18 protein-coding genes are annotated in these 24109 nt (G+C 57.5%); 13 read left to right on the top strand and 5 right to left on the bottom strand.

Annotated features, from left to right (window positions below; translation table 11 throughout):
- Positions 1–41: 41 nt before the first annotated feature.
- From ACI1P1_RS15925 to ACI1P1_RS15905, 5 genes are read left to right on the top strand one after another with little or no spacing between them, the layout of a single operon-like run.
- Positions 42–617 (top strand): RNA 2'-phosphotransferase, encoded by a 576-nt coding sequence (locus ACI1P1_RS15925; RefSeq protein ID WP_416217413.1) that lies wholly within the window; start codon positions 42–44, stop codon positions 615–617.
- Positions 614–1447 carry a TatD family hydrolase gene (locus ACI1P1_RS15920; protein ID WP_416217412.1) on the top strand — a complete coding sequence of 278 codons (834 nt, stop codon included), beginning with the start codon at positions 614–616 and terminating at the stop codon, positions 1445–1447. Before ACI1P1_RS15925 ends, ACI1P1_RS15920 begins: the two co-directional genes overlap by 4 nt.
- Positions 1428–2159, top strand: a complete 732-nt coding sequence (locus ACI1P1_RS15915) for a class I SAM-dependent methyltransferase (RefSeq protein ID WP_416217411.1) — start codon at positions 1428–1430, stop codon at positions 2157–2159. Before ACI1P1_RS15920 ends, ACI1P1_RS15915 begins: the two co-directional genes overlap by 20 nt.
- A 22-nt stretch (positions 2160–2181) precedes the next feature.
- Positions 2182–3069 carry an aminoglycoside 6-adenylyltransferase gene (gene ant(6), locus ACI1P1_RS15910; RefSeq protein ID WP_416217410.1) on the top strand — a complete coding sequence of 296 codons (888 nt, stop codon included), beginning with the start codon at positions 2182–2184 and terminating at the stop codon, positions 3067–3069.
- Positions 3050–3493: a GNAT family N-acetyltransferase gene (locus ACI1P1_RS15905; protein ID WP_416217409.1), complete on the top strand. Its 444-nt coding sequence runs from the start codon at positions 3050–3052 to the stop codon at positions 3491–3493. Before ant(6) ends, ACI1P1_RS15905 begins: the two co-directional genes overlap by 20 nt.
- Before the next feature lie 45 nt (positions 3494–3538).
- Here ACI1P1_RS15905 and ACI1P1_RS15900 read toward each other — a convergent pair whose 3' ends face one another.
- Positions 3539–4375, bottom strand: coding sequence for a WYL domain-containing protein (locus ACI1P1_RS15900; RefSeq protein ID WP_416217408.1), 837 nt, complete (start codon positions 4373–4375; stop codon positions 3539–3541).
- Positions 4362–5672, bottom strand: coding sequence for a WCX domain-containing protein (locus tag ACI1P1_RS15895; RefSeq protein ID WP_416217407.1), 1311 nt, complete (start codon positions 5670–5672; stop codon positions 4362–4364). The genes ACI1P1_RS15900 and ACI1P1_RS15895 overlap by 14 nt, the downstream gene beginning before the upstream one ends.
- Before the next feature lie 170 nt (positions 5673–5842).
- Between ACI1P1_RS15895 and ACI1P1_RS15890 the strand changes: the two genes are divergently transcribed.
- Together ACI1P1_RS15890 and ACI1P1_RS15885 are read left to right on the top strand one after the other, a co-directional pair.
- Positions 5843–6628, top strand: a complete 786-nt coding sequence (locus tag ACI1P1_RS15890; protein WP_416217406.1) for a nucleotidyltransferase domain-containing protein — start codon at positions 5843–5845, stop codon at positions 6626–6628.
- A gap of 438 nt (positions 6629–7066) precedes the next feature.
- Positions 7067–8293: an RtcB family protein gene (locus ACI1P1_RS15885; RefSeq protein WP_416217405.1), complete on the top strand. Its 1227-nt coding sequence runs from the start codon at positions 7067–7069 to the stop codon at positions 8291–8293.
- A gap of 54 nt (positions 8294–8347) precedes the next feature.
- Here the strand turns inward: ACI1P1_RS15885 and ACI1P1_RS15880 are convergent, their stop codons facing one another.
- Positions 8348–10663, bottom strand: a complete 2316-nt coding sequence (locus tag ACI1P1_RS15880; protein WP_416217404.1) for a helix-turn-helix domain-containing protein — start codon at positions 10661–10663, stop codon at positions 8348–8350.
- Positions 10664–10934: 271 nt separating this feature from the next.
- On the opposite strand from ACI1P1_RS15880, the gene ACI1P1_RS15875 reads away from it, so the two are divergent.
- The 4 genes from ACI1P1_RS15875 to ACI1P1_RS15860 all read left to right on the top strand — a co-directional run bounded on the left by ACI1P1_RS15875 (position 10935) and on the right by ACI1P1_RS15860 (position 18147).
- Positions 10935–12521, top strand: a complete 1587-nt coding sequence (locus ACI1P1_RS15875) for an extracellular solute-binding protein (RefSeq protein ID WP_416217403.1) — start codon at positions 10935–10937, stop codon at positions 12519–12521.
- An 8-nt stretch (positions 12522–12529) separates the two neighbouring features.
- Complete coding sequence (locus ACI1P1_RS15870; RefSeq protein WP_416217402.1) at positions 12530–13504, top strand: ABC transporter permease; 975 nt, start codon at positions 12530–12532, stop codon at positions 13502–13504.
- On the top strand, positions 13498–14355 hold the full coding sequence (locus ACI1P1_RS15865; protein ID WP_416217401.1) for a carbohydrate ABC transporter permease: 858 nt from the start codon (positions 13498–13500) through the stop codon (positions 14353–14355). Before ACI1P1_RS15870 ends, ACI1P1_RS15865 begins: the two co-directional genes overlap by 7 nt.
- A gap of 66 nt (positions 14356–14421) precedes the next feature.
- Entirely contained in the window at positions 14422–18147 is a 3726-nt protein-coding gene (locus ACI1P1_RS15860; protein WP_416217400.1) for a sugar-binding protein, read from the top strand.
- Positions 18148–18248: 101 nt separating this feature from the next.
- Here the strand turns inward: ACI1P1_RS15860 and ACI1P1_RS15855 are convergent, their stop codons facing one another.
- Together ACI1P1_RS15855 and ACI1P1_RS15850 are read right to left on the bottom strand one after the other, a co-directional pair.
- Positions 18249–18791 carry a hypothetical protein gene (locus ACI1P1_RS15855; RefSeq protein WP_416217399.1) on the bottom strand — a complete coding sequence of 181 codons (543 nt, stop codon included), beginning with the start codon at positions 18789–18791 and terminating at the stop codon, positions 18249–18251.
- 315 nt (positions 18792–19106) lie between these two features.
- Positions 19107–21077, bottom strand: a complete 1971-nt coding sequence (locus tag ACI1P1_RS15850; RefSeq protein ID WP_416217398.1) for a beta-galactosidase trimerization domain-containing protein — start codon at positions 21075–21077, stop codon at positions 19107–19109.
- A 179-nt stretch (positions 21078–21256) separates the two neighbouring features.
- Between ACI1P1_RS15850 and ACI1P1_RS15845 the strand changes: the two genes are divergently transcribed.
- Entirely contained in the window at positions 21257–22126 is an 870-nt protein-coding gene (locus tag ACI1P1_RS15845) for a helix-turn-helix transcriptional regulator (protein ID WP_416217396.1), read from the top strand.
- A 493-nt stretch (positions 22127–22619) separates the two neighbouring features.
- The gene (locus ACI1P1_RS15840) at positions 22620–23519 is read left to right on the top strand and encodes a TIGR01777 family oxidoreductase (RefSeq protein ID WP_416217395.1); all 900 of its coding nucleotides are present in this window, start codon (positions 22620–22622) and stop codon (positions 23517–23519) included.
- Positions 23520–24109 lie beyond the last annotated feature (590 nt).

Here is a 24109-nt window from a genome sequence, read left to right as displayed (position 1 = left end):
TGCACCATCCGCACCAACATATAAAAATGGGAAGTGAACACATGCTAAACCAAACACAAGAAAAAAGCTTAAGCAAACTTATGACCAAGGCCCTCCGGCACACCCCCGGAGAGTTCGGTCTAATCCTGGACCCGGAGGACGGATCATGTCCGGCGGCTTCCTTTTTGGCAGCCATTACCGCCCAGCCCCGCTGGTCTTGGGTAACACTGGAGGATATCCGGCAGGTGGTGCGCAATTCGGACAAGCAGCGCTTTGAATGGAACGGGGACCGGATTCGGGCCCGATACGGCCACAGCCATGACCATATCTCATATACACCGGGAATTCCCCCTGGCATTCTTTATCACGGCACCAACAAAAAGGCGCTCCCGTCCATACTGAAGGAGGGGCTGCTCCCTATGGGCCGGCAGTATGTCCATCTGTCGGAGGGCACCCATTTTGCCACAATGGCGGGCAGCCGCAGGGGGGAGCTCGTCATCCTGAAGGTAGAAACAGCACAGGCACAGGAGTCCGGCGCCACCTTCTACTACGCAGGCAATGAGGTCTGGCTGGCGGACCGGGTTCCGGCAAACAGCTGCTCTGTCGCAGAGCATGAGGAAGGAGAATTTGCAAAATGAATGACTCTACTTTAAAAACCCCCATCGTGGATATCGGCATCAATCTGATGCACCGTTCGTTCCAGCAGGACCGGGAGCAGGTGGTGGAGCGGGCCTTGGCCAATGGGGTGACTCCCCTGATCATCACCGGAACCAGCCTGCGGAGCAGCGTGGAGGCGGCCCGTTATGCCCGGCAATATCCCGGCAAGCTGTATGCCACGGCAGGGGTGCATCCCCATGATGCCAAACACTGCAGCGAAGCCACACTCAACCGGCTGAAGGAGCTGGCGGCCCTGCCCCAGGTGGTGGCCATCGGGGAGTGCGGCCTGGATTACAACCGGGATTTTTCGCCGCGGGATGTCCAGCGCCGCTGGTTTGCCGAGCAGGTCCGGGTGGCGAAGGAGCTGAACATGCCCCTGTTTCTCCACGAGCGTGAAGCCTCTGCAGATTTTACCGCTATCTTGAAGGAGCAGCAGGTGCAAAAAGCCGTGGTCCACTGCTTCACCGGCAACCGGCAGGAGCTCACTGCCTACTTGGACGCAGGCTGGTTTATCGGCATCACAGGTTGGATTTGCGATGAGCGCAGAGGCAAGGATCTGCGGGAGCTGGTACGGCTGATTCCGCTGGACCGTCTGATGCTGGAAACGGACGCTCCGTTTCTAACCCCCCGGGATCTGAAGGAAAAGCCTGCGGAGGGACGGAACGAACCCGCCCTCCTGCCCCATATTCTGCACACGGTAGCCCAGTGCCTGGGCAAGCCGGCCGAAGAGGTGGCACAGGGGACGACAGCAACAGCCACTGCATTTTTTTCAATAGGGAGTGGAGGTAAAGGTGAAGCAGAACAAGTATGATGACCCGTCTTTTTTTGAAAAATACAGCCAAATGAACCGTTCCGTCTATGGGCTGGCCGGGGCGGGGGAGTGGCCTGCCCTCCGCCGGATACTGCCGGACCTGACCGGCAAACGGGTGCTGGACCTGGGCTGCGGCTTCGGCTGGCACTGCCAGTATGCCATTGAGCAGGGGGCCGAGTCGGTGACGGGTATCGATATCTCCGAAAGCATGCTCCGCCGGGCCAAGGAGCTAACGGACCCGCGTATCGTCTACTACCGCACCTCCATCGAGGAGGCGGACTTCCCCGGGCAGTCCTTCGACGTTATCCTCAGCTCATTGGCGTTTCATTATGTGGAGGATTTTGGGGCGGTGGCGGAAAAGCTGAGCCGTTGGCTGATACCCGGCGGGTATGTTGTCTTTACCGTGGAGCATCCGGTATTTACCGCTTCCGGCAGCCAGGATTGGCATTATGGCGGGGACGGAAGCATCATGCATTTCCCGGTGGACCGTTATTTTGAGGAGGGCAGACGCGATACAGTGTTTCTGGGGGAGCAGGTGACCAAATATCATCGGACCCTCACCACCTACTTGGGCTGTTTACTGCAAGAGGTTTTTACCATTACCGGGATCGTGGAGCCGACACCGCCCGAGGAGCTGCTCCGCACGGTGGAGGGGATGGAGCAAGAGCTCCGCAGGCCGATGATGCTGATTATTTCCGCCGTCAAATTATAACCTGACCAAAGAGGAGCAACAGATGCGCACTGAACAGGAAATGATGGAGCTGATCCTATCCTCGGCTACTGCAGATGAACGGATCCGAATCGCCACCTTGGAGGGCTCCCGCACCAATGTCCATATTCCCAAGGATGATTTTCAGGATTATGATATTACATTTTTCGTAACGGATATGGAATCGTTCACCTCTCATGACGGATGGCTGAACCAGTTCGGCAGCCGGATTTTGCTGCAGAAGCCGGAGGACATGGAGCTGTTCCCCGCTGAGGAGAAGGGGTTCTCCTATCTGATGCTGTTTGACGACTATACCAAAATAGACCTGACCCTGCTTCCGCTGGACGAGCTGGAAAATTATCTCGACGGAGACCAGTTGGTGCAGGTTCTGCTGGATAAGGATAACCGGATTGGGCGGGAGCTTGTCCCCTCCGACATCCAGTACCATGTCCAACAACCCACCTGCCGGCAATTCGATGACTGCTGCAATGAATTCTGGAACGTCACCACCTATGTGGTAAAAGGCCTGTGCCGCCGCAGGCTTCTGTTCGCCATCGACCATCTGAACCAGATTCTGCGGCCGGAGCTTATACGGATGCTGGCCTGGAAGGTGGGCTTCGAAACTGGATTTTCCCTGAGCCTGGGCAAAAATAATACATTCATCAGCCGCTATTTGCCAAAAGCTGCTTGGGAAGACCTGATATCCACCTACCGGATGGATGGCTGCCGCCAGGTTTGGGGGGCGCTGTTCGTCTGCCACCGGCTGTTCCGGGAGACGGCGGTGGAGGTTGCGGAGCGGTTAGGGTGTACATATCCCGATTACGATTCGAATATCACCCCGTATACGGAGGACATGTTTGCCCGGTATGGTGCGCCGGAACAGGAGGAAGAATATGGACTTGATCCTATATAAAGAAAGACCGCCGGAGCTTATCGAAGCTTTGGGGGAGGTGTGGCGGTGTTCGGTGGAGGCGACGCATACTTTTTTGAGCGGAGAGGACATCGACGGACTGGCGCCACTGGTTAAAGATGCGCTTGGAGAGATCCCTGTACTGGTGGGAGCTGAAATAAACGGCATCCCCGCAGGATTTATGGGAATTGCCGATGGCAAAATCGAGATGCTGTTCCTCTCGCCGGACTATGCAGGCCAAGGCACCGGCAGACGGCTGGTAGAGGAGGCACTCCGTACATACGGTGTGCGGTATGTGGATGTGAATGAGCAGAATCCCAATGCCAGGGGATTTTATGAGCATATGGGCTTTGAGGTGGTGGAACGCCTGCCCTTGGATGAGCAGGGAAATCCGTTTCCCATTCTGAAAATGCAGCTGTTCAGCTGAAACAAAGCGGCCTGCCGTCTGGCAAGCCGCTTTGTGTTATATGCGCTATGAAGAGAGCGCCTCCCCCTCTTCGGCGTCCGGAGACCCGGCCCCGTAACGGTCCAGCGCTTTGGTGGAGGCCTCCAGCATACGCCGCTTGAGATAGCTCCCATCCACCACCCGGACCCGTTTGCCCAGGAAGCGGATTTTGGACAAAAGATACTCCGCCTGATCCCCCATTACCGTCACCTTCACTCGGTAGGTATCCGAGTCGCCGTCATAGACCACATCCTTTTCGAAGCTGGAAAAGGCATACAGAATCCGCGACAGCTCCTCATTGTAAATCGGAACAATTTCGATTAAAACTTCACTTCTGCGGGTATCCAGCAGCCTGCCGATCCTCCGGCACAGGGCATCCGCGGTTTGGGGGTGTACCGGCTCCGCCTCCAGAGAGAGGATATTGTCCAGCCGGGTGCTCATAAAGGCGTGATTCTGCAGGTGAAACCAAAGCAGATACCATTCCCGCTTGACCATGGAGTACTCCAGCTTGTAGGGATAACCCGGCTGCCCGGTATGGATCCGGCCGTCCTTCACCCTGCAGGACAGGCGGAAGCCGCTTTTGGTCTGGATCAACCGCCGGACCGTCCGCAGAAGAGGGTGGTACACCTGCTTTTCCACGCTGGCGCCCTTCTGCAGCAGATAACGGTCCGTATCCAGGGTATCATCCGGCTCCAGCAGGGTCTGCAGCTTCTCCAGGGTTTCCGGGGTAAACGCCTCTGTGGCGGCGGGATGGGCCAGCATGGTCTTCAGCCAGGCCCGTTCATGGGCGGTGACCATAAAAACGCCGGAATCCTCCAGCCGGGAGAGGATCTGGTAGTTGAAGATTTTTTCAAACAGATTCATAATAGGCCCGGATCTCCTTCCATTCGGTGATCATCTCCTGGCGAAGCTGGCGGGGCTCCAGTACCTCACAGCTGGAGCCGAAGCTGCGCAGCCACGGCTTGATCTCCGTAAAGCCGTTCACTGTGATTTCATAGATGAAGCTATGCTCCTCCTCCTGCACAATCTCTCCCCATTGCCCCTGCAGCAGCACCCGTTCCATTACGAAGTTGGGCTCGGAGCCCTCCGGGTTGAAGAACCGGGCCCGCACCCGTACCGCCGGTCCCGTATCGATGAGCCAGCTGTACCGCAGCTTGGCATCCAGCTCTGCTTGCTTTTGCCCATACCATTCCTGATCCACATCTTCATGCTCGACAATTTGGGTCAGCCCTTCCATCCGGTACTTCCGCAAGCCCTCTCTGCCGTGGGCCAACAGATACCACCTGCCGTATTGATGGTCATAGACGATACGCAGGGGCAGGGTATGGATAGATTTGCCTTCCGTTTCCCGCTCGAACAGGGGATTGGTGTTTTTGGAGGCATAGCTTTTTTCCGACTTGGGTGAAAAATAAAGGAACTCCACCTTGCGGCAGCGGCGGATGGCATGCAGAAGGGTAAACAGATGAGCCTCGTCAAGAATTCGTGAATGATAATGGTATTTGTATAAAAAAGGCTCCACCGCCAGCCCGCCGCCTCCCGTGCGCAGAAGCTGCTTCTTAAGTCCGTCCCGCAGGAGATAACCCTGTACGGACGGAACCTGAGTGTTGGCCATCACATCCACAAAATCGTAGAGATCCACCAGCTCATCGTCCGAGAGACTCCGCACCAGTTGATCCTGAATCCGGTACCGGTAAGGGCGGGGACCCGGCTCCCTGCGGATGACACCTACCTCCTCCAGGTACTTGAGGTCAGAGCGGATGGTTTTTTCGTCTGGCATGGGAAGGTTGGCGGGCATAGCGCCGCAGCAGGTATCTAACAGCTCCATAGCCGTTAAGGCCTCACCCTGCATCGCCCCTAACAGCAGGGAGAGGCGTTCGGTTTCGGATTCCTTCACGGACTTGGCTCGGAAGAGAAATAGCAGCAGCGGGTCGGCGGAATCGTAATAGCTGTAGCGGATGGTGTCGGACAGCTCCTTGCCTTGCTCCTTAGGCAGCTGCTGCTGCAGGGAGCCGACCACATCCTTCAGGCGGCGCAGGGTTTTATCGAAGGTGTGCACCGAAATGCCCAGCCGTTCGGCAAACTGCTGTCTATTGAAGGCGCCGCTGGTCAGTGCCAGCAAGCGCAAAAATTGGATTTCCTTATCGAAGCTCTCCTTAGCCATGAGTTTCCTCCGTTTCGTCTTGGTTTAATTGTAGCAGGGGTTGGGCTGGGCGCAAATGGCAATTAATTGCCGGTCGTAATACTTCCGCCATGTTCCGCCGGTCCGGGATAAGGCACAATGGATACAAGAAAGGCTGCAGCGGCAACGGTGCACGGGGAGGAGGAGCATACATGACAGAGAAAATGAAGGCAAAAATTACAGCGGAATTGGCCCGGATTGAAGCGGAGGAGCAGGTGCGGATTCTGTATGCTTGTGAGTCCGGCAGCAGGGCCTGGGGGTTTCCTTCCCGGGACAGCGACTATGATGTCCGATTCATCTATGTGCGGACGGTGGACTGGTATTTGTCCATCTATGATAAACGGGATGTCATCGAACGTCCCATCAGCGGTATGCTGGACATCAACGGCTGGGATCTGCGGAAAGCGCTGAACCTGTTCCGCAGGTCCAACCCGCCCTTGCTGGAATGGCTCCGTTCGCCTATCGTATACAAGGAGAGCTTCACCACGGCAGAGGAAATCCGGCGAATATTCCCCGCCACCTTTTCCCCCCGATCATGTATGTACCATTATCTGCACATGGCCAGGGGCAACTACCGGGAATATCTGCAGGGCGAGCAGGTTCGGGTCAAAAAGTACTTCTACGTCCTCCGCCCCATCCTGGCCTGCCGGTGGATCGAGAAGTACAACACCGTGCCGCCAGTGGAATTCCACCGGCTGGTGGAGGATTTGCTGCCGGAGGGAAGCGTCCTGCGGGAGGCGGTGGACCGGCTACTGGAGCGTAAAATGGCAGGTGAGGAGCTGGATATGGGAGCGAGAATCGCACCTGTCAGCGATTATCTTGAGGCGGGCATCGCCCACTATGAGCAGGCGGCGCCGGGAATGGCGGAGGCCGGAGCAAAGCAGGACCGGGAGCTGGATGAACTGTTCCGCAGGGCGCTGGCAGAGGTATGGAGCTGAGTGCAGCCGATTCGTTGCCCTTCTGCCGGCAGCTGCGCTCATGGAGCTGTAACGGAACTCATGCGCTCTTACAGGGCGCTTTACACGTAATCACCCAACTGGCAGCCGCGCTCATGGAGAGCTGTAACGGAACTCATGCGCTCTTAAAGGGCGCTTTACACGTACTCACCCAACCGGCAGCCGCGCATGGAGCTGTAACGGAACTCACACGCTCTTAGAGCGACATTTCACCTAATTTTCTACTGTAACGGAACTCAGAGTACCTTAAATGTGTTTTTTAGCCATCTGCAGGCACGCATCCCTCTCTAAGAGTCGCTCAGTTCCGTTACCCGCGGGAAACTCACATTTTGAGCCTCTAAGGGACGCTGAGTTCCGTTAGAACAACAATGCCGCGAAGAATGTGGCTAACAGAAGGACGAATCCAAAGGAGTGAGCATAATGGCTTATCAACAAATAGACGGCATTCGCGTGTGGGGCAGCCCCGATGAGGGGGCTTTGGCACAAGCGCGCACTTGCGCACATACGGGGAATGTGGTGCAAACCCTGCTGATGGCGGACCATCACCAAGGCTACAGCCAGCCCATCGGCGGTGTGGTGGTGTATGACGGGCAGATTTCCCCCTCCGGCGTCGGCTACGATATTGGCTGCGGCAACAAGGCGGTGCGCACCCGGCTCTATGCCGCCGATATCAAGCCCCAGCTGCCGAAGCTGATGGATACCATCGCCCGGAGCATTTCCTTCGGCATCGGACGCAACAACCAGGAGAGGGTAGACCATGCCCTGTTTGATGACCCGGACTGGGCGGTGTACCAAACCCTCGGCAAGCCGGTCCATGACAAGCTCAAGACGTTGGCCCGGGATCAATTGGGGACAGTGGGCAGCGGCAACCACTTTGTGGACCTGTTCGAGGAGGAGGGTACCGGACGCCTGTGGATTGCCAACCACTTCGGCAGCAGAGGGTTCGGGCACCGGACAGCCAGCGGCTTCCTCAATCTGGCGGCGGGCAGAGGTTTTCTGGACCGTGCGCCCGGCGAACAAATGGAGCAGCCGCCGGTTCTGCTGGACCTGGACAGCGAGCTGGGGGATATGTACGAGCGGGCTATGAGGCTGGCCGGACGGTATGCATATGCCGGACGGGATTATGTGATGGACCAGGTGCTGCGGATATTGGGAACGGACGCGGATTTTGAGGTGCATAACCACCATAACTATGCCTGGCGGGAGCAGCATAACGGCAGGGAAGTGATTGTGGTGCGCAAGGGAGCCACCCCCTCCGCACCCGGGCAAACGGGGTTTATAGGCGGCAGCATGGGGGATATCTCGGTGATCGTACAGGGCAAGGACAGCGCCGAAAACAAGGAGGCCTTCTACAGCACGGTGCACGGCGCCGGACGGATTATGAGCCGGACCCAAGCCGCCGGGAAAATGAACTGGAAAACCCGCGCCAGAACCGGCGGCCAAATTTCCAAGGAGCAGATGATGGCGGCGGTCACGGCCTTCGGTGTAGAGCTGCGGGGAGCGGGCACGGACGAAAGCCCCTTCGTATACAGAAGCCTGCGCCAGGTGCTGGATGCCCATGCGGAAACCATCGATGTGCTGCATACGCTGAAGCCGATTGGGGTATGTATGGCCGGGGCGGAAGAATTCGATCCGTACAAGGATTAGCTGCGGGAGGAGGGGCACCGGCGCCGTTCATGGATTGCCGACGCCTTCCTCCGGTTAGCCGATAGAATCTCCGCTGCGGTGCAGCTGCCTGTATTCCGTGGGAGTCATCCCGTAATGCTTCTTGAAGTTCCGCAGAAAGCTGGAAAAGTTGGTGTAACCGACCTGGAACGCCACCTCGTCCAGCTTGAGCGGCGAAGCCAGCAGCAGGCGGGCTGCCTCCTTGGCCCGTACCCCTGCCAGGTAATCCACAAAATTGCATCGGGCATACTCCTTAAACAGCCTGCTTATATAATTGGGTGTCAATCCGTACCGGTCTGCAAGGAAATTGACAGACAGGTCACTTTGGTCATAATGTCCGTTTACATAAGCCATTACCGATTCGATCAGCTCCGCGCTTTTTCTCCTGCTGCTCCGTTTCTCCTGAAGCGCCGCAACCAGCTGCGCCGCCATACCGCCCACCGCCTCCTGCATGTCCGCCAATGATCTGCTATGCTCCAGCTTGCCGGGAAGCGACAGGTGCTCCGTTCGGAACAGATCCCCCAGCCCCGCCTCCTCCGCCAGCTGCAGGAAACGAAGCACGGTTTGCAGGCATAGCTGTACCACCATTTCCTTGGAGAGCCCGCATTGGGATGACCGGGCAAAAAGCGCCTCCAGCAGCAGCTCCGTCCGCTCCGCCTGTGCCTGCCGCACCGCTTCCACCAGGGCATCGGCGGTTTCGAACACCTCCAGCAGTCGGCCATTGTCCCAATTGCCTACCTCATCCGGGGTAATGACGGTATTCTGCCCGGTCAGAATCTTGCAGGAAATCATCTGCAGCGCTTCCTGGTAGGAGGTTTTGATGCTGTCGAAGCCGGTATAACAGCCGCCGATTCCCACACAGATGGTCCGCTTGAAGCAGGCTTCAATATAACCCAGCAGAGCCTCTGCAAAACCTCTGGCAGCCTGCAGATTGCGGGCCTCCGATGAATCGGCAAAGCTCAGCACCATCACCGCCTGATAACCGTTCATCTGGACGGCGGCCCCCTTCATTCCCTCCGATGAGGAGGCAAGCTCCTCCGCCACATTGCATAGCGCATACAAAAACAGATTCATATCTCCAGGTTTGGTCCAGCCTCCCGACTGGTCAAACTCCATCGCCAGCACCGTGTAATGGGCGGGATACAGCCGGATGCCCGCCTGCTCCAGCAGCGGCTCGGCCGCCTGGTAGCGTGTCCGCGCCCCGGTAAGAAGCTCGAACATCAGCTGCAGCTTCCGCGCCGGCAGACTTTCGTGAAGCCGCCTCTCCGCATCGTAATATCCGGTAAACACCTGGCGGATTTCAAACTCCAGCTCATGAAACGAATCTCCGCTTCTTCTGCCTCCGCCGCGTCTGCCGGCCAGCTCCTCCAGCTTGCCCACAAACCGCTCCATAGGCGCAAACCATCTGCGGTTAATAAACAGAGTGGCGGCCACAGCCACCAGCACCATGGCACAGGCCAAACCCGCCAGAATGTAGCGGATGGTCAGGGTAAGTGTGCTGATCTGCCGCTGCGAAACAATATATACCAGCTTCCAGCCTGTGTACGACGTATCGTAGAAAATCAGACTCCGGCTGCCTTTGTCCGTCAGGAAACCCTGCCCTTGCCTGGCCAGCAGCTCCCGGCTGTAGCTTTGGCCTTCTATGCTTTGCCAGATGAAGCCGGGGTCCTGATGGGACAGAATGCGGCCGCTGCCATCCATGAGGAACACATTGCCGCTGCCGCTGAACTGAAGGTCGTCAAACATGGCGGAGATGCTTTTTTCGTTGATCCGGGTAATGGCGAGTCCTTTGCTGTCTGACGGTCCCGTATTCAGAGGATAATAATGAACCAGCAGAATCTGGCTGGCGCTTGCGGCTTCTCCTCCGTTCAGTCCTGCCTTCGGCCCAAGCCCTGTCCACTTGGGGAACTTGCTTTCCATAAAGGATCTGATCCACGCCATCTCCGTCCGCTCCTGCAGACTGTATACATCGGAGGCCGTCATCACCTCGTCCTTGGCACGGGAGTAGAGCATTGTCGATTGCATATTAAAATTGGTTCCCATAACGCTGCCCAGCTGGTCCTGAAGGGCGGAGATGCCCAGAAGATAAGCAGGGGAGCCGGAGGACGGCGCTTCAAAAAAGGATTGGACCCCCGGCATGCGTAAATAATTAATGACCGTAAGATTAACCTCCTGGAGCATACTGTCCAGCCGTTTGGTGATCTGCGACAGCACATTGCGGTTGGATTCCACCACCTGACTCTCCAGCTGGCGGATGGAGCTGACATAGTTCATGGCCGCTAGAAGTCCGATAATAAGAACAAAAAGACTGATATAAATCAGCTGTATTTTCAGAGATATTCGTTTGAGCAAACCCGTTGCCCCCCTCAGCAGTCTCCATTCATTATAGCTGCTGCGCCAGATTTACGCGGGTGTTATTTTCCATGATCCGCTGCCGTTTCCTGCACAAACAGCCCGGAGTGGGGGAACTGCCACCCGATCTGCCATTTTGCCACTGGTTTGTACCCTGCCCCGTCTGGTACGCTGTGGCTGCATCGGGACGGGGGCAGTTTCACCGGGATAAGGTATACGCTGCCCCTGATTCGGATCCGGTTTTGCTTCATACAGAAGAGGAGGTCTATTCATGGCAAAAACAAACAGAACGAAGAAGCTGCTTCCGGCGCTTCTGACCATCCTGGCGGGAGGCTCGGCAGTGCTGTCCGGCTGCAGCAGCAGCGGTTCAGATGCTGCCCAGCCGTCGGCATCCGCTTCCGGGGGTGACAAGTATGATGCCCTGCCCAAGGTGGTATCGGCTTCCATCTATGACCGGGGGCAGGTGGCTACCAGCGAAGGCACCTATGAGGAGAACCGCTGGACCAAGCTGATCAATGAACAATCCGGCGTGAAGGTCAACTGGGTGCCCATCCCCCGCAACCAGGAGGCCGACAAGTTCAATGTGCTGCTGGCCTCGGAGCAAGCCCCGGATATGCTGGCTACCTACAATCGGGACTTCATGGTCCGCTGGGCCAAGGAGGGGGCTATCCAGCCTCTGGATGAGTACATTGACCAATACAGCACCAGCTACAAGAAATACCTGCAGGAGCATCCCGAGCTGAAGCCGTATCTGACATTGGAGGACGGGAAAATGTACGCCATCGCCAGCCTTCGTCCCACCCGGGCCAATACCGCCATCTACATCCGGCAGGATTGGCTGGATAAGCTGGGGCTTGCCATGCCCAATTCGGTGGATGAGCTGGTTTCGGTAGCCAGAGCCTTCCGTGACGGGGACCCGGACGGCAACAATGTGAAGGATACCATTCCTATGGCCATGTCCACTGCCTATTCCGCCATTACCGATGATTGGTTCCAGGCCCGCAGCGGGGCGTGGTTTGTGGAGGACGGCAAGGTGACCCAAAGCTTCTTCACCCCCCGGTACAAGGATGCGCTGGCCTTCCGCCAAATGGTCTATAAGGAGTCCCTGGTGGACAAGGAATATGCTACCGATAAGGAGTTTTCCCGCCAGAAGCAGCTGTGGACCACCGGCAGGGCAGGCATTTATTTCAGCAACATCAGCATGGACAACACTCTGGGCGATCTGCAGAAAAACAATCCGGGCGCCAAGCTGGCCGTGGTTCCGCCGCTCTCCACCAAATACGGCACCAACGGCTACGAAATGGAGGTGCCCAATTTCCTGCTTACCTCCTTTAACAAAAAAATGAAGAATCCCAAGGCAGCGATGGAATTCATCGACTGGATGCTGGATTCGGGCTGGAAGCCTCTGACCTACGGCACGGAGGGAACCCATTACCAACTGGTCAACGGCATTCCCGTCACCAGCAATTATGACAAGTGGAAAACGGAGGTCGCCTACGGCAATGAATACCGGCTGGTGCTTCAGGAGCGGCAGACTCCGGATTACCTGATCACCCGGGCGGGCAAGGACCCGACGGATTTGGCCATGGCGCAGTTGAAGAACGCCATCATCAAAAACACGGAAACCACCCCGTTCCGCAAGGATTTCCCGTATGTGCCGCCGGTATCGGAATATTCGGCCATTGCCACCCAGTTTGAGGCCAAGTGGAAGGAAATCAACACGCGGATGGCCATGACGGATGAAACCCCGGACAAGGCCGTAGCGGAAATCAGGCAAGCCTGGGACAGCCTGGGCGGAGACAGTGTAACGGCCAAGGTGCAGGCCTGGTATGACGCCAACAAAGACAAGCTGAAGTGAGGTAGGAGATGAGCACATTACAAAAGCATTCCCGGGGGAACGCCGTTCCCCTTGACGGAGTGCCGGAGCGGAGGTCCCGGAGAGGCCTGTTGTATGTTTTGGTGCGAGACCGTTATCTGTATCTGTTCCTGCTTCCGGCCATGTCGTTTTTCCTGCTGTTCAAATATGTGACTCTGTTCGGAGAGGTTATTGCCTTCAAGGATTTTCGGCTGCTGGAGGGTATCTGGGGCAGTCCGTGGGTGGGGCTCAAGCACTTCCGGATTCTGTTCCACAGCCCGGATTTCTGGATGATCCTGCGCAACACCCTGCTGCTCAACCTATACAATCTGATCGTGGCCTTCCCCGCTCCCATTGTGCTGGCTATTCTGCTTAATGAGGTAAGGGTCAATTGGTTCAAACGGGTTGTGCAGAATATGCTGTATCTGCCGTTTTTCATTTCCTGGGTTGTACTGGGAGGAATCATCACCTCCCTGCTGTCTCCCTCCACAGGGGTGGTCAATTCGCTGCTGCAATTCTTCGGTCAGGAGCCCATCTTCTTCATGACCAGCACTCGCTGGTGGCCGGCGGTGTTCAGCGCCTCCACCGTGTGGCAGAGCGCAGGCTGGGGGACCATCATCTATATGGCGGCTATTACCTCCATTGACCCCGGGCTGTATGAAGCAGCCAAAATCGACGGAGCCTCCAAGCTGCGGCAAATCTGGCATATTACGCTGCCGGGCATCCGGGGCACCATTGCCATTCTGCTGGTGCTGCAAATGGGCAAAATGATGGATGTCGGCTTCGAGCAGGTATTGAATTTGCAGAATGCGGCTGTGTTCAGCGTATCGGATGTGATCAGTACTTATGTCTACCGGGTTGGTCTGCAGAATGCCCAATACAGCCTGGCGACGGCGGTGGGCCTGTTCCAGGGAGTCATCAGTCTGATCCTGGTGCTTGCAGTCAATAAAATTGTGAAAAAGCTGGGGGAGGGAGGACTATGGTAAAAAGCAGGCTGAGAGGACTTCCCCTGTATCTGGTGCTGGCGCTGTGCGCCTTTACCACCGTGTTCCCCATCCTGAATGTGCTGGCCATGTCCTTCAGCAGCAGCCGGGCCATTGTGTCCGGCGAGGTGGTATTGTGGCCGGTGGAATTCAACAGTATGGCCTATCTGAAGCTGTTTCAGGACGGCCAGCTGCTGTATGCCATGCGTAATACGGTGGTGATTACCCTGCTGGGCACCCTGCTTCAGATGACGGCTACCACGCTGGCTGCGTTTTCCTTGTCGAAGCAGCGCCTGAAGGGCAGAGCCGTGTTCACCTTTGCCGTGCTGTTCAGCATGATGTTCGGCACCGGGCTGATTCCGCTGTTCCTGCTGATCAAGAGCCTGCACCTGATGAACACCTTCTGGGCCATTTGGCTGCCCGGTCTGGTAAGCGCCTATAACCTGTTTGTGATGAAGTCCTTTTTTGAGGGGCTGCCCAAGGAGCTGGAGGAGTCCGCCATGATCGACGGGGCTACGGACCTGACCGTATTCATCCGGCTGACCCTGCCCCTGTCCAAGCCTATTCTGGCCGCCATCTCGCTGTTCTACGCGGTAGCCCTGTGGAATACCTACGCCAATGCCCTTTATTTCATCAGCAAATCGAAGCTCCTGCCGGTGACGGTGAAGCTGTACCAGATGCTGCAAACCCCTCTGGACGCACTGCTCAGCGGCGGAGACGCCTCCCGTTACATCCAGCCGGAGGGGCTGAAGGCGGCGGGCATTATGATTACCGTGCTGCCCATTCTGTGTGTATATCCGTTTCTGCAAAAATATTTTGTCAAAGGGGTGCTGCTGGGTTCGGTAAAGGGCTGAGCCGGCAGCTTAGAGACTGCGGGGATAACATTTCCCCGCAGCTCTTATCACGAAGGGAGCAAATGAATGAACAACCCAACCAACAGGCTTGGACAACGCAGATTCCGCAGCATACGGGCTCCGTGGAAGCGGCGGTGCTCTGCGGCGGCAGTATGGCTGCTCGTATTCGCACTGGCGGCAGGGGGATTCCCTGCTGCAGTGCTGGGGCAAGAATTGCAAGCGCTGCCACAATCCGCAGCGGAGGTATCCTCTCCGCCGGAGCCTCCGGTCTATACGGCATGGGAGGACTTCCGGTCCTCCTTCGGCAGCCATCATCATGCCTTGGCGCTGGAGGCGGCGGGAGCTATTGCCGTGGACGGCTCCCTGGCAGATTGGCAGCCCTATGCGGAGCTGCGGCTTCCCGCCGACAGCGCCCAGATTCAGATGAGCGGCTGGGCAGGCCCGGAGGATGTGTCCGCCAGCCTCTATATGGCCTATGACAATGACTATTTTTATTGGGCGGCCAAGGTGACGGATAATGTGCATGCCCCGGTGGCAGGCAGCACCATGTGGCGGGGGGACAGCATTCAGTTTGCCTTCAGCAAGGATGCCGCCTACGGGCCTGAATATGGGATCAATTATATGGACGGAGCTGCCCACCTTTGGCGCTTCAGCGAGGGCAAGGCTCAGGCCGGAGCGGACGGGATTACGGCGGCTGCTGTCCAGCAGGGCAATGAAATCACCTATGAGGTGCGTATGCCGTGGAATACCATCTATAGCTCCAGACCCGCTGCGGATGTGCTTCCTTTTACCCTGCTGATCAATGACAACGACGGCTCCGGCCGCAGAGGCTGGGTCGAGTGGACGGCGGGCATCGGCAAGGCCAAAAGCCCCTCCTCCCACGGCAGAGTACATCTGATTCCCGCAGGAGAAGGGTGGAGCATCTGGGCGGAGGGTCCGGCGGAGACAGCGGTGAACGCCACGGTGTATGTTTCCGTATACGCCGTCAATTGGCAACCCCACCCGGCAACGCTGCAGTTGGCCTCGGACGCCCTTGGCACCAGCACCGGCCTGGAGCTGCCGGGAGGGACCGTGGCGGAGGTGAGGCTTCCCTTTACTCCGAACCAGGCGGGAGATTACACCCTGGACTTTGCGGTTAGCGATGCTGCAGGCAAGTCCGCTCAAACCTCTGCGGCTGTGTCGGCGGTGAAAGCCCCGGCGGAGGTAGCAGCCATGCTGGATGCCGTAGGCGCCAAGCTTCCCGGTCTGGAGTCCTTGCTGCTGGCCTGTGAGGCGCAGGGGCTGTCCACGGATTACGAGCGGATCAACTATACCGTAATCAAGGATTTTGTTGCTTACGGGAAGGAGGATATTGCCCAGGGCAGGCTGAGCCGCGCTTATTATGTGGCGGTGGAGCTGGAAAAGCTGTTTGGCGAAGCGAAGCAGGCATTGGAGGGGCTTCTGGACGGAAGCCGGACGCCGGTGGCGGTTCCGCGGTATATCACCGGCAGGCCGGAGGTGGAGGGGGGCTCCTTCATGGCGGATACGGCTGTCCGCAGCACAGGGGCAGTGGAGGAGCGGCCGGTGTTCTTCACGGGTTATGGCGCATTCAATAAGGTGAGGGAGGATATTCCCAAGTTTCAGGACCTGGGTGTGAATGCCATCCAGGTGGAAATCGGCCCGCGGGATGTGGTTCTGGACAAGACGGACTTCATCAATCAATATTCGGTGAGCCGCGCAGGCAATGTGAATGCAACCGCTGCGGTGGCGGAGGGGGTCAGCCATTCCGGTTCCCGCTCTCTGCGGATCGCCAATTCCTCGCCGTACCAGTCCAACGTGTATATCAATGTGGCCCAGACCGTTGCAGTCGAGCCCAATACCACCTATCAGTTCAAGGTGTGGGTCAAGGGCGAAAACGCGCGCAATACCTGGTTTCCCGGCGGCAGCTCCATGAAGCAGCGGAAATCCTTTCCCAGCGGCACCTATGACTGGCAGGAGGTGATGTACGAATACACCACCGGCCCCCAGGAAACCAGCTATAAGCTGATGGTGGTGTCCGAGAATACGGGAACCATCTGGGTGGATGATCTGTGGATGGGCAAGGCGGGAAGCAGTGTGAATCTGGCGGCCAATCCGGGCTTTGAGGACCTGGGCGGTTTTTCGGCAGAGAAGGAATATGTGGTATCCACCAAGAAAATCCAGTCGGATATTGTCCAGGTTCTGCAGAATGCCGCCTCTAACCAGGTGTCGGTGAATCTCCTGGTATCGCCTCATTATTTCCCGGCTTGGGCGTTGGCCAAGTGGCCGGAGCTTGGGATCAGCAGCAACGGCTTTATCAAATTTTCCGTGTTCCATCCCATGGCCCAATCCATCATCGAAGATTATCTGAGAGCACTGATTCCCCTTGTGGAGCCATACGGCTCCCTGCACAGCATCACGCTGACCAACGAATCCGTCTATCAGACCAATAAGGATCCGTATGCCCTGCCCTTCTGGCACAGCTATCTGTCAGAGGTGTACGGCGGGGACATTGCCGGGCTGAACGGGGTGTACGGCAGCAGCTACACCGCGTTCTCGGAGGTGCCTATGCCGGCCAATGTGTCGGCTTCCCCGCGGGCGTACGATTATGTGCTGTTCAATAACGACTACTTCGCCCGCTGGCATGAGTGGATGGCCGGAATCATCCATGAACTGGCTCCTGATCTTCCTGTCCATGCCAAGATTATGGGCGATCCCTGGGGAAGTCTGTCCTGGGGTGTGGACATGGAGCGTTTTTCGGAGTTCAGCCAGATCAACGGCAATGACAATTGGAACTACATCAACGAGGGGCCAAAGGGCTTCATGGAGGAGCTGAGCTTCTATGATATGCAAACCTCCTTCAAAAAAGCTCCTGTGTTCAATTCCGAGCATCATGTCATCGCCGACGGGGACAGAGTGTACACCCCGGAGCAGGCCAAGCATGTCCGCTCTGTGCTGTGGCAAAGCGCCATTCACGGTCGGGGAGCTTCCACACTCTGGGTGTGGGAGCGCACGTATGACGAAGCCTCCAGCCGGGAGGGGAGCATTCTCCACCGTCCCGATGCGGTGGCCGCAGCCGGGCGCTCCAATCTGGACCTGAACCGGCTGGCCCGGGAGGTGACGGCTTTCCAGAATGAACAGTCCAAGGTGGCCATTTTGTATTCAACGGCGTCAGCCGTCTTTTCCGGGGATTACGACAATGTGCTGCTCCGTTCCTACGAAGCCCTGTCCTACAGCGGGGAAAAGGCGGGGTTTATCTCGGAGAAGCAGGCTGCGGGGGGCGGGCTGTCCGCCTATAAGCTGCTGGTAGTACCTGCTGCAAGCCGGGTGGAGACGGCTACCCTGGCTGCCATCAAGGCCTTCCAGGAGCAAGGTGGGCGGGTGCTGGTGATCGGCAGCCATTCCCTGGAGAAGACTCCCCGTGGGGAAAACCAGTCTGCTACTGAACGCAACGCGGTTCTGCTGCAGGCGGACTACATTACCGCCGTGAATGGGACGGCGGCGCAGCTTCGCGATTACCTCCAGCCCATTCTGACGGATCTGAGCCCGGGACGGCTCCTGCTGGCGGACCCGTCAACAGGCGCTCTGCCGTACAACGTAGAGTGGCGGAGTGTGAGCTATCAGGGCGGCACTTTGGTCAATGTGGTCAATTATGGCAATGAAACGGTGTTGGCTGCCGTATATGCCGGAGGAGTGCAGGCGGCGGGCTATACCAATCTGATTACCGGAGAGGCGCAGGATAATCCCGTGTTGACTCTGGAGCCGCTGACACCTTATCTTTTCCGAGTGGAGTAGCTGCAAAAAAGACTGTCCCCGGATGTTTTTGCGGGGACAGTCTTTTTGCATGAGAGCGAATAAAAGGGAGCTCTCCCGGATGGGATACGCTGCACGCTGGCTCAGGTTTCCGCCCAGGTGACGGTCAGCTCAACAACCCCCTCCTGGGACGCCATTTTGCCGCCGATCATCGACCAGCTTTGTTTGTTGTCCTGGGTGAAGCCTTGGATAATGATATTCTTTTCGTCTATGGTCTGGGCGGCATCACGGCCCAGCTTACCGTTGAAATAATCCTTATACAGCTTGGCAACGGCGTCTATGCTTTCCTTGGTGGTAAAGATCAGGATTGCGGTTTTTTTACCGTCTGTAGAACCGGAATGGGTGGTGGAAATCTTCGCATCCTTTGGCAGCGGGAAATCCTTCGGCAGATTATCCGGCAATTCCGCCGAACCGGCACTGGAGCTGGGACTCGGGGTTGCCGTCATGCTGGCGGCAGGACTGACCCCCGGGCTGGTGCCGGCTCCGGTGACGGTGGTTGGGCTGGCTGCGGCCGCCGACATCCCGGGTGAAGCTGTTACGGGCTCGCTGTCTTCCTTGCCGCATGCACTGAGCAAAAGGGCGCCGGAGATCACAGCCGCTGTCAGGGCAAGTATATGCTTACGCATGTGCTCACTCCTTTTCTATTGGATAAGGCTGCTAGGGGCTGTCTTCAAACTCCGAGGGGAGCAGATTTTGGCGAATTTTCGTTCCAGGCAAGGCACTTTTGCGCTAGTTCACCGGGGGTACGTCAAGCGAAAGTAACGCTAGCTCGGGACGAAAAGGCGGTAAAAGATGCCCTCAAGCGGGTTTGAAGACAGACCCTAGGATGCAGACCTCCTATTGAATACCCGTCCAGAGCGGCAATAAAACTTTTTATATAAAAATGATTATTAATCAGCTCCATACTTTATGCAATTGGCCAAGAAGATGTTCTCCGGAGATTATTCGTAATCCAGCACCACCATCTGGTGGCCCTCCAGGCGCGGCACGGTGTAGGAAACCCGCCCAGCCTCCTGCCGGAATGGGAGCTCTGTCAGCTGCGGCGCCAGATAGACCTTTTTTACCGGGCGGGCGGCAACAACAGATACCTCCACCGCATACAACGGAAGAATGTCCTCGATAATCTCAATATCCTTGCCCCGGCGTACGGGGGACGCATACAGCAGATGGTTGACCAGGCGCTTCTGCCCTCTTTGGTCCTGCAGAGTCACAACTCCTTGGGCGGGAAGTGAAGTCGTCAGCGTTTTACCGGGGAGCAGGCGGTTTAACGCATACATGACCGTCTCCTTCAGAATCAGGCTGCCCTTGGCTGCATAGTCCTCAAACACATTCCACGCCACATAAATCCCGCTTCCGCTTTCCACCATACCCGGGCCGCAGGACATATTGCTGCTGGGTGTGTGCTGGTGGGAGCAGAAGGCGGCAGCGTCCCGGTTGAAGTAAGGGTCCTCCCGGCGGCCAAGCTCCGTACCTCCGTCCAGCCCGATGCGTTGGCCCTGCGAATAGAAGATATACGAGGCTTCGCCCAGACGGCCCGGCTCAAACGAAGGGCGGAAATAATCCGGCCGGAAGGGATTTACCCCTTCATACCGCAACCCAAAATCCAGAACAAACCGGCTGCCGTCTGCAGCAAGCCCCGACCATCCGGTAGCCAGAATTTTGCCTCCCTGTGCCGCATATTGCTCCAGCTTACTCCGCAGCGTTTCATCCACCGCCACATAATCCGGCAGAATCACTACCTTGTACGGGGCGAATTCCTGCTCCCGGTCAATCACATCGAACAGAAACTTGCCCTCGAGCAGCATACGCACCGCTCCGGCATCCGAATCTGATTCGGGCTCGCGGGATGCCAGCGGGTGGACACCTGCCGCCTCCAGAGAGAGCAGGGCCACATCGGCCACGTTGGTGGCATCCACGCACCAGGCCTCCTTATCGGCTACCTCCCGGTACGCCTCGCCGATGAGCCGGTAGGTCGCCTCGTCCATCCGGCCGTCCGGATGGAGCTGGTCTCCAATGGAGCATCGGGCGCCGTTGGCGATGCTGAGCGCCGCCTCATAACGCAGGGCGTTGGGATGTTTGTACCCGCCGAACTCCCCCCAGGACGTATGGAATTTGCCTGTCATCCCCAGAAAGTCGATACCCAGCGGCTGGACATAACGGGCCGACAGCGGGAAGTGATCATATCCCCAGCCTCCGGTAGGCAAAGATTCCAGCTCCAGATGGGTGTTCATCGCTGCCAGGTCACGCCGTCCCCGCCGGACATGGCCGCTGTTGTGGAAGATGGGAAGGCCCGGCTTCACAGCCTCCACTACCTCCTTCACTCTCGCCGTATAGGTGGCGTAAGTCCGCTCCCAGAGCTTTTGCATAGCGGCTTCATCCCGGGGATCCCCGCCTTCATTGCGGATGCTCTCCAGGCAATGGTGGCAGTAGCATTTCCGCACACCGACAATATCCAGAAACAGGCCGTCAGCCTCATAACGGGTGAGCGTTTCGCGGATTTGCGCCAGCAGCAGGTCCAGATAAGGGGAGTTCATGCAGAACTGGTGGTAACCCGGCTCCATGAAGCTTCTCACCCAATTGGTCCGGTCCTCCGCGTCACGAATCAGCCACTCGGGGTGGCGGCGCGCCAGCTTTTCGTCCAGGCCCGCCGACAAATAAACCGGTGTTTTTACGCCAATTTCATGTGCAGCCTCGATCATGGCCCCCAACAAGTCGAAGGAAAGACCGGGGTGTATGTCGTTGGCTTCCGAGGGGTGATAGGCCCAGCCGTGATGACACTTGGAGAATATGGTGATGGAGTCCACATAACCCAGCTTCAGCATGTCCTGAAACTGCTGTTTGTTAAATTGCCTTCCGATGGGCTGAATGGCCTCCGAGGTGTGAAAATCCAGATGAACCTGCCGAAACCGCATAAGAATCGTCTCCTTCGTGAATGGGGATATGATGGATGCTTCTACAGCTTTACTATACGGGGCTGCATTCCGCCGGGGTAGGAACATAAACGACTTTATATAGCACAGTTTCTACCTGTTCAGGCGGCGTCTATGTTAGAATGGAGGCATGATCCCTCAGGAAAAAGGAGGCCCTTGGCTTGCAATGTCTGGAGCTGGCGATTCCGCCCTTACCCCAGTTAATGTTAATCGGCTACGGCTTCTGGAAACCGGGCCAGCAGCATTTTGTGCGGTCCTTCCATGTTTATGACATGATTTTTGTCGTAAAAGGCGCTTTGTACATGTGGGAGGACGGTCAGCAATATGATATTGGTGAAGGCTCCATGCTGGTGCTGGAGCCGGGGCGCACCCATGGCGGACAGCGGCCCTGCGAGGATACCACCGAAATCTACTGGATCCACTTTGTCCACCCGGCGCCTGTGCGGACTGTGGACAGCAGCCAGATCCCCTGGTCGGTGCCCGTTTCTCAAAGGACCGACTTCGATCTTGCGCCGTGCTCCCAGCTCATGTATCTGCCAAAGTTTGCGGAATGGCACAAATCCGATATCCTTCCGTATCTTAAGCGGATGCTGGAGCTGGAGCAGACCTTGTCGCCGGCCAGTTCGTTGCCCCTGCAGGCCCAATTCTCCGGGCTGCTGGCCGAATTGCAGGCTTCGGCGCGAAGCCGGTCCACGTCCCGCTCCAGGCTGCTCTGCGATCAGGTCATCCTGTACCTGCAGCAGAATCTGGCCCGGCCCTTCGATGCCAAGCATATGGAGCAGGCGCTGCATTTCCACTTCGACTACCTGGCCCGCTGCCTCAAGCAGCATACGGGCATGAGCCCGCTGCAGTATCTCCATGATCTGCAGATCAAAAAAGCCAAGTCACTCCTGGAGAGCACAGGCTTCTCCGTCACGGAGATCGGCCTTCAGGTTGGCATTGAAAATGTGAACTATTTTATCCGCCTGTTCCGCACCCGGACGGGAATGGCACCAGGCCAGTACCGCAGCATGAGGATGGGCATGGGATAACCGCATTACGTATGCTAACGGCACTATACTAATGGCATAACGCTAACGGTACAACGCTAACGGTACAACGCTAACGGTACAACGCTAACGGTACAACGCTAACGGTACAACGCTAATGGCACTATACTAATGGCACAACGCTAATGGCACTATACTAATGGCACAACGCTAACGGAACTCAGAGACCCTTACATACGGTTTTGGAGCAACTTTGCTTTTTAACGGAACTCAGCGACTCTTACAGGCCTCATTTTACTCTGAAGAGCCCGTTTTTCCCTGCTAAGTGCTTCTCAGTTCCGTTAGCCGTCGAAAACAGTAAATTTGCCAGTCTAAGAGTCGCTCAGTTCCGTTACGCCACGACGCTGTCCCAGAACACACCCGCACCCTGTAGATGGGCGTGGCGGAGGGCTGTATGAAACCCGCTCTAACCCAGACGCGGATGCAGAAGATATATGGAAATTTACTTTAGGCAAAAGGGGAGGCAGGAAACGGCATGAACATTCTGATCACGGGCGGCACAGGTTTTGTTGGCAGCGCTCTCACCGCAGCGCTGGCCGAAACGGGACATGGCGGCTGGATCATCAGCCGGAGAGGAGGGGCCGCCGTGCTGCCGGCGGAGGGGGATGCGGCGTTCACCTTGGTCAGCTGGGAGGCGCTGGAGGCTCAGCCCCAGCTGTTGAAGAACGTGGACGCCGTGGTGAATCTGGCGGGCGAAACCATCAACCAGCGCTGGACCCCCGCAGCCAAGGAGAAAATCCGCGATTCCCGGGTGGAGACGGCCGACCGGCTGTCCCGGCTGCTGGAATCGGCGGATGCTCTCCCGGAGGTGCTGATCCAAGCCTCCGGCGTCAATGCCTACGGCTTCTCCCGCTCCGGGACCTTCACGGAGGACAGCTCCCTGGGCGAAGGAGATTTCCTCTCCGGGGTGGTCCGGGACTGGGAGGCGGCAGCAGCCTCCATTCCCGCCCGGAGGAGAGCGGTGCTTCGCTTCGGCATTGTCCTGGACCGGGACGGCGGGGCGCTGCCGCTGATGCTGCTGCCCTTCCGCGTTTTCGTGGGAGGCCCCTTGGGCAGTGGGGAGCAGTGGATGTCCTGGATCCACCGCCAGGATCTGATCCGGCTGATCCTGTATGTGCTGGACCATGAGGACATGTCTGGCGTCATCAATGCAACGGCGCCCCAGCCGGTGCAAAACCGCGAGTTTGCCCAAGCGGCGGCGGAGGTGCTCCACAGCTTCGCATGGCTCAAGGCTCCGGGGGCGCCGCTGCGGCTTGCCCTGGGCGAGATGTCCGCGCTGCTGCTGGAGGGCCAGCGGGTCCTTCCCGGCAAGGCGCTGGAGGCGGGCTTCCGCTACCGCTATCCGGACATCCGCTCGGCCCTGGAGGAGAAATAGGAGCTGAAGCCGTGGAGTGGGGCGGCTGGAGAGGATGCCGGCCGGGGTATAGGCCCGGGTGTCAGCCCACTGGTCTCTCCCCGGAGCAGCTGCCGTGTTCAGCCCACCGGTCTCTCCCTGGCAGCCCACTGAATTCCCGCGGCTAACGGCGGCCACAGCCCTTATTGGCCTGTTTTAGCCCTGGGAAAAATTTTAACGGCGGTCACAGCCGCTATTTGCCCCAAAAGGGTATGCTTCGGGTCGAAAAATCGGAAATAACGGCTGTGGCTTCCGTTAGATTTCCCCGCCGCCCAAAAACCGCCAAATAGCGGCTCCTGCCGCCGTTAGACTTACAGGGTCCCTATGTATCACCGGATTCCACGTATCATCATGCCGAACCCTTTACGTATCATCAGATCCCACGTATCATCATGCCGAACCCTTACGTAACATCGAATCCCCACGTATCACCGTGCCGGACCTTACGTTTCACCATGCTGATCCTTATGCGGTCCCGCGAAAGAACTGTTTAGACCCATACTTTCCCAACAAGTCGCCTCCTGCCTTTGCTACACTTAGGTTAACATGCCTTATCGTTAGGGGAGCTGCAC

Origin of the sequence: Paenibacillus mesotrionivorans (assembly GCF_046098205.1) — a bacterium.
Classification (GTDB): domain Bacteria; phylum Bacillota; class Bacilli; order Paenibacillales; family NBRC-103111; genus Paenibacillus_AR; species Paenibacillus_AR mesotrionivorans.
The sequence above is the reverse complement of the archived record's forward strand: the minus strand, read 5'-3'. Positions and strand labels throughout refer to the sequence as shown.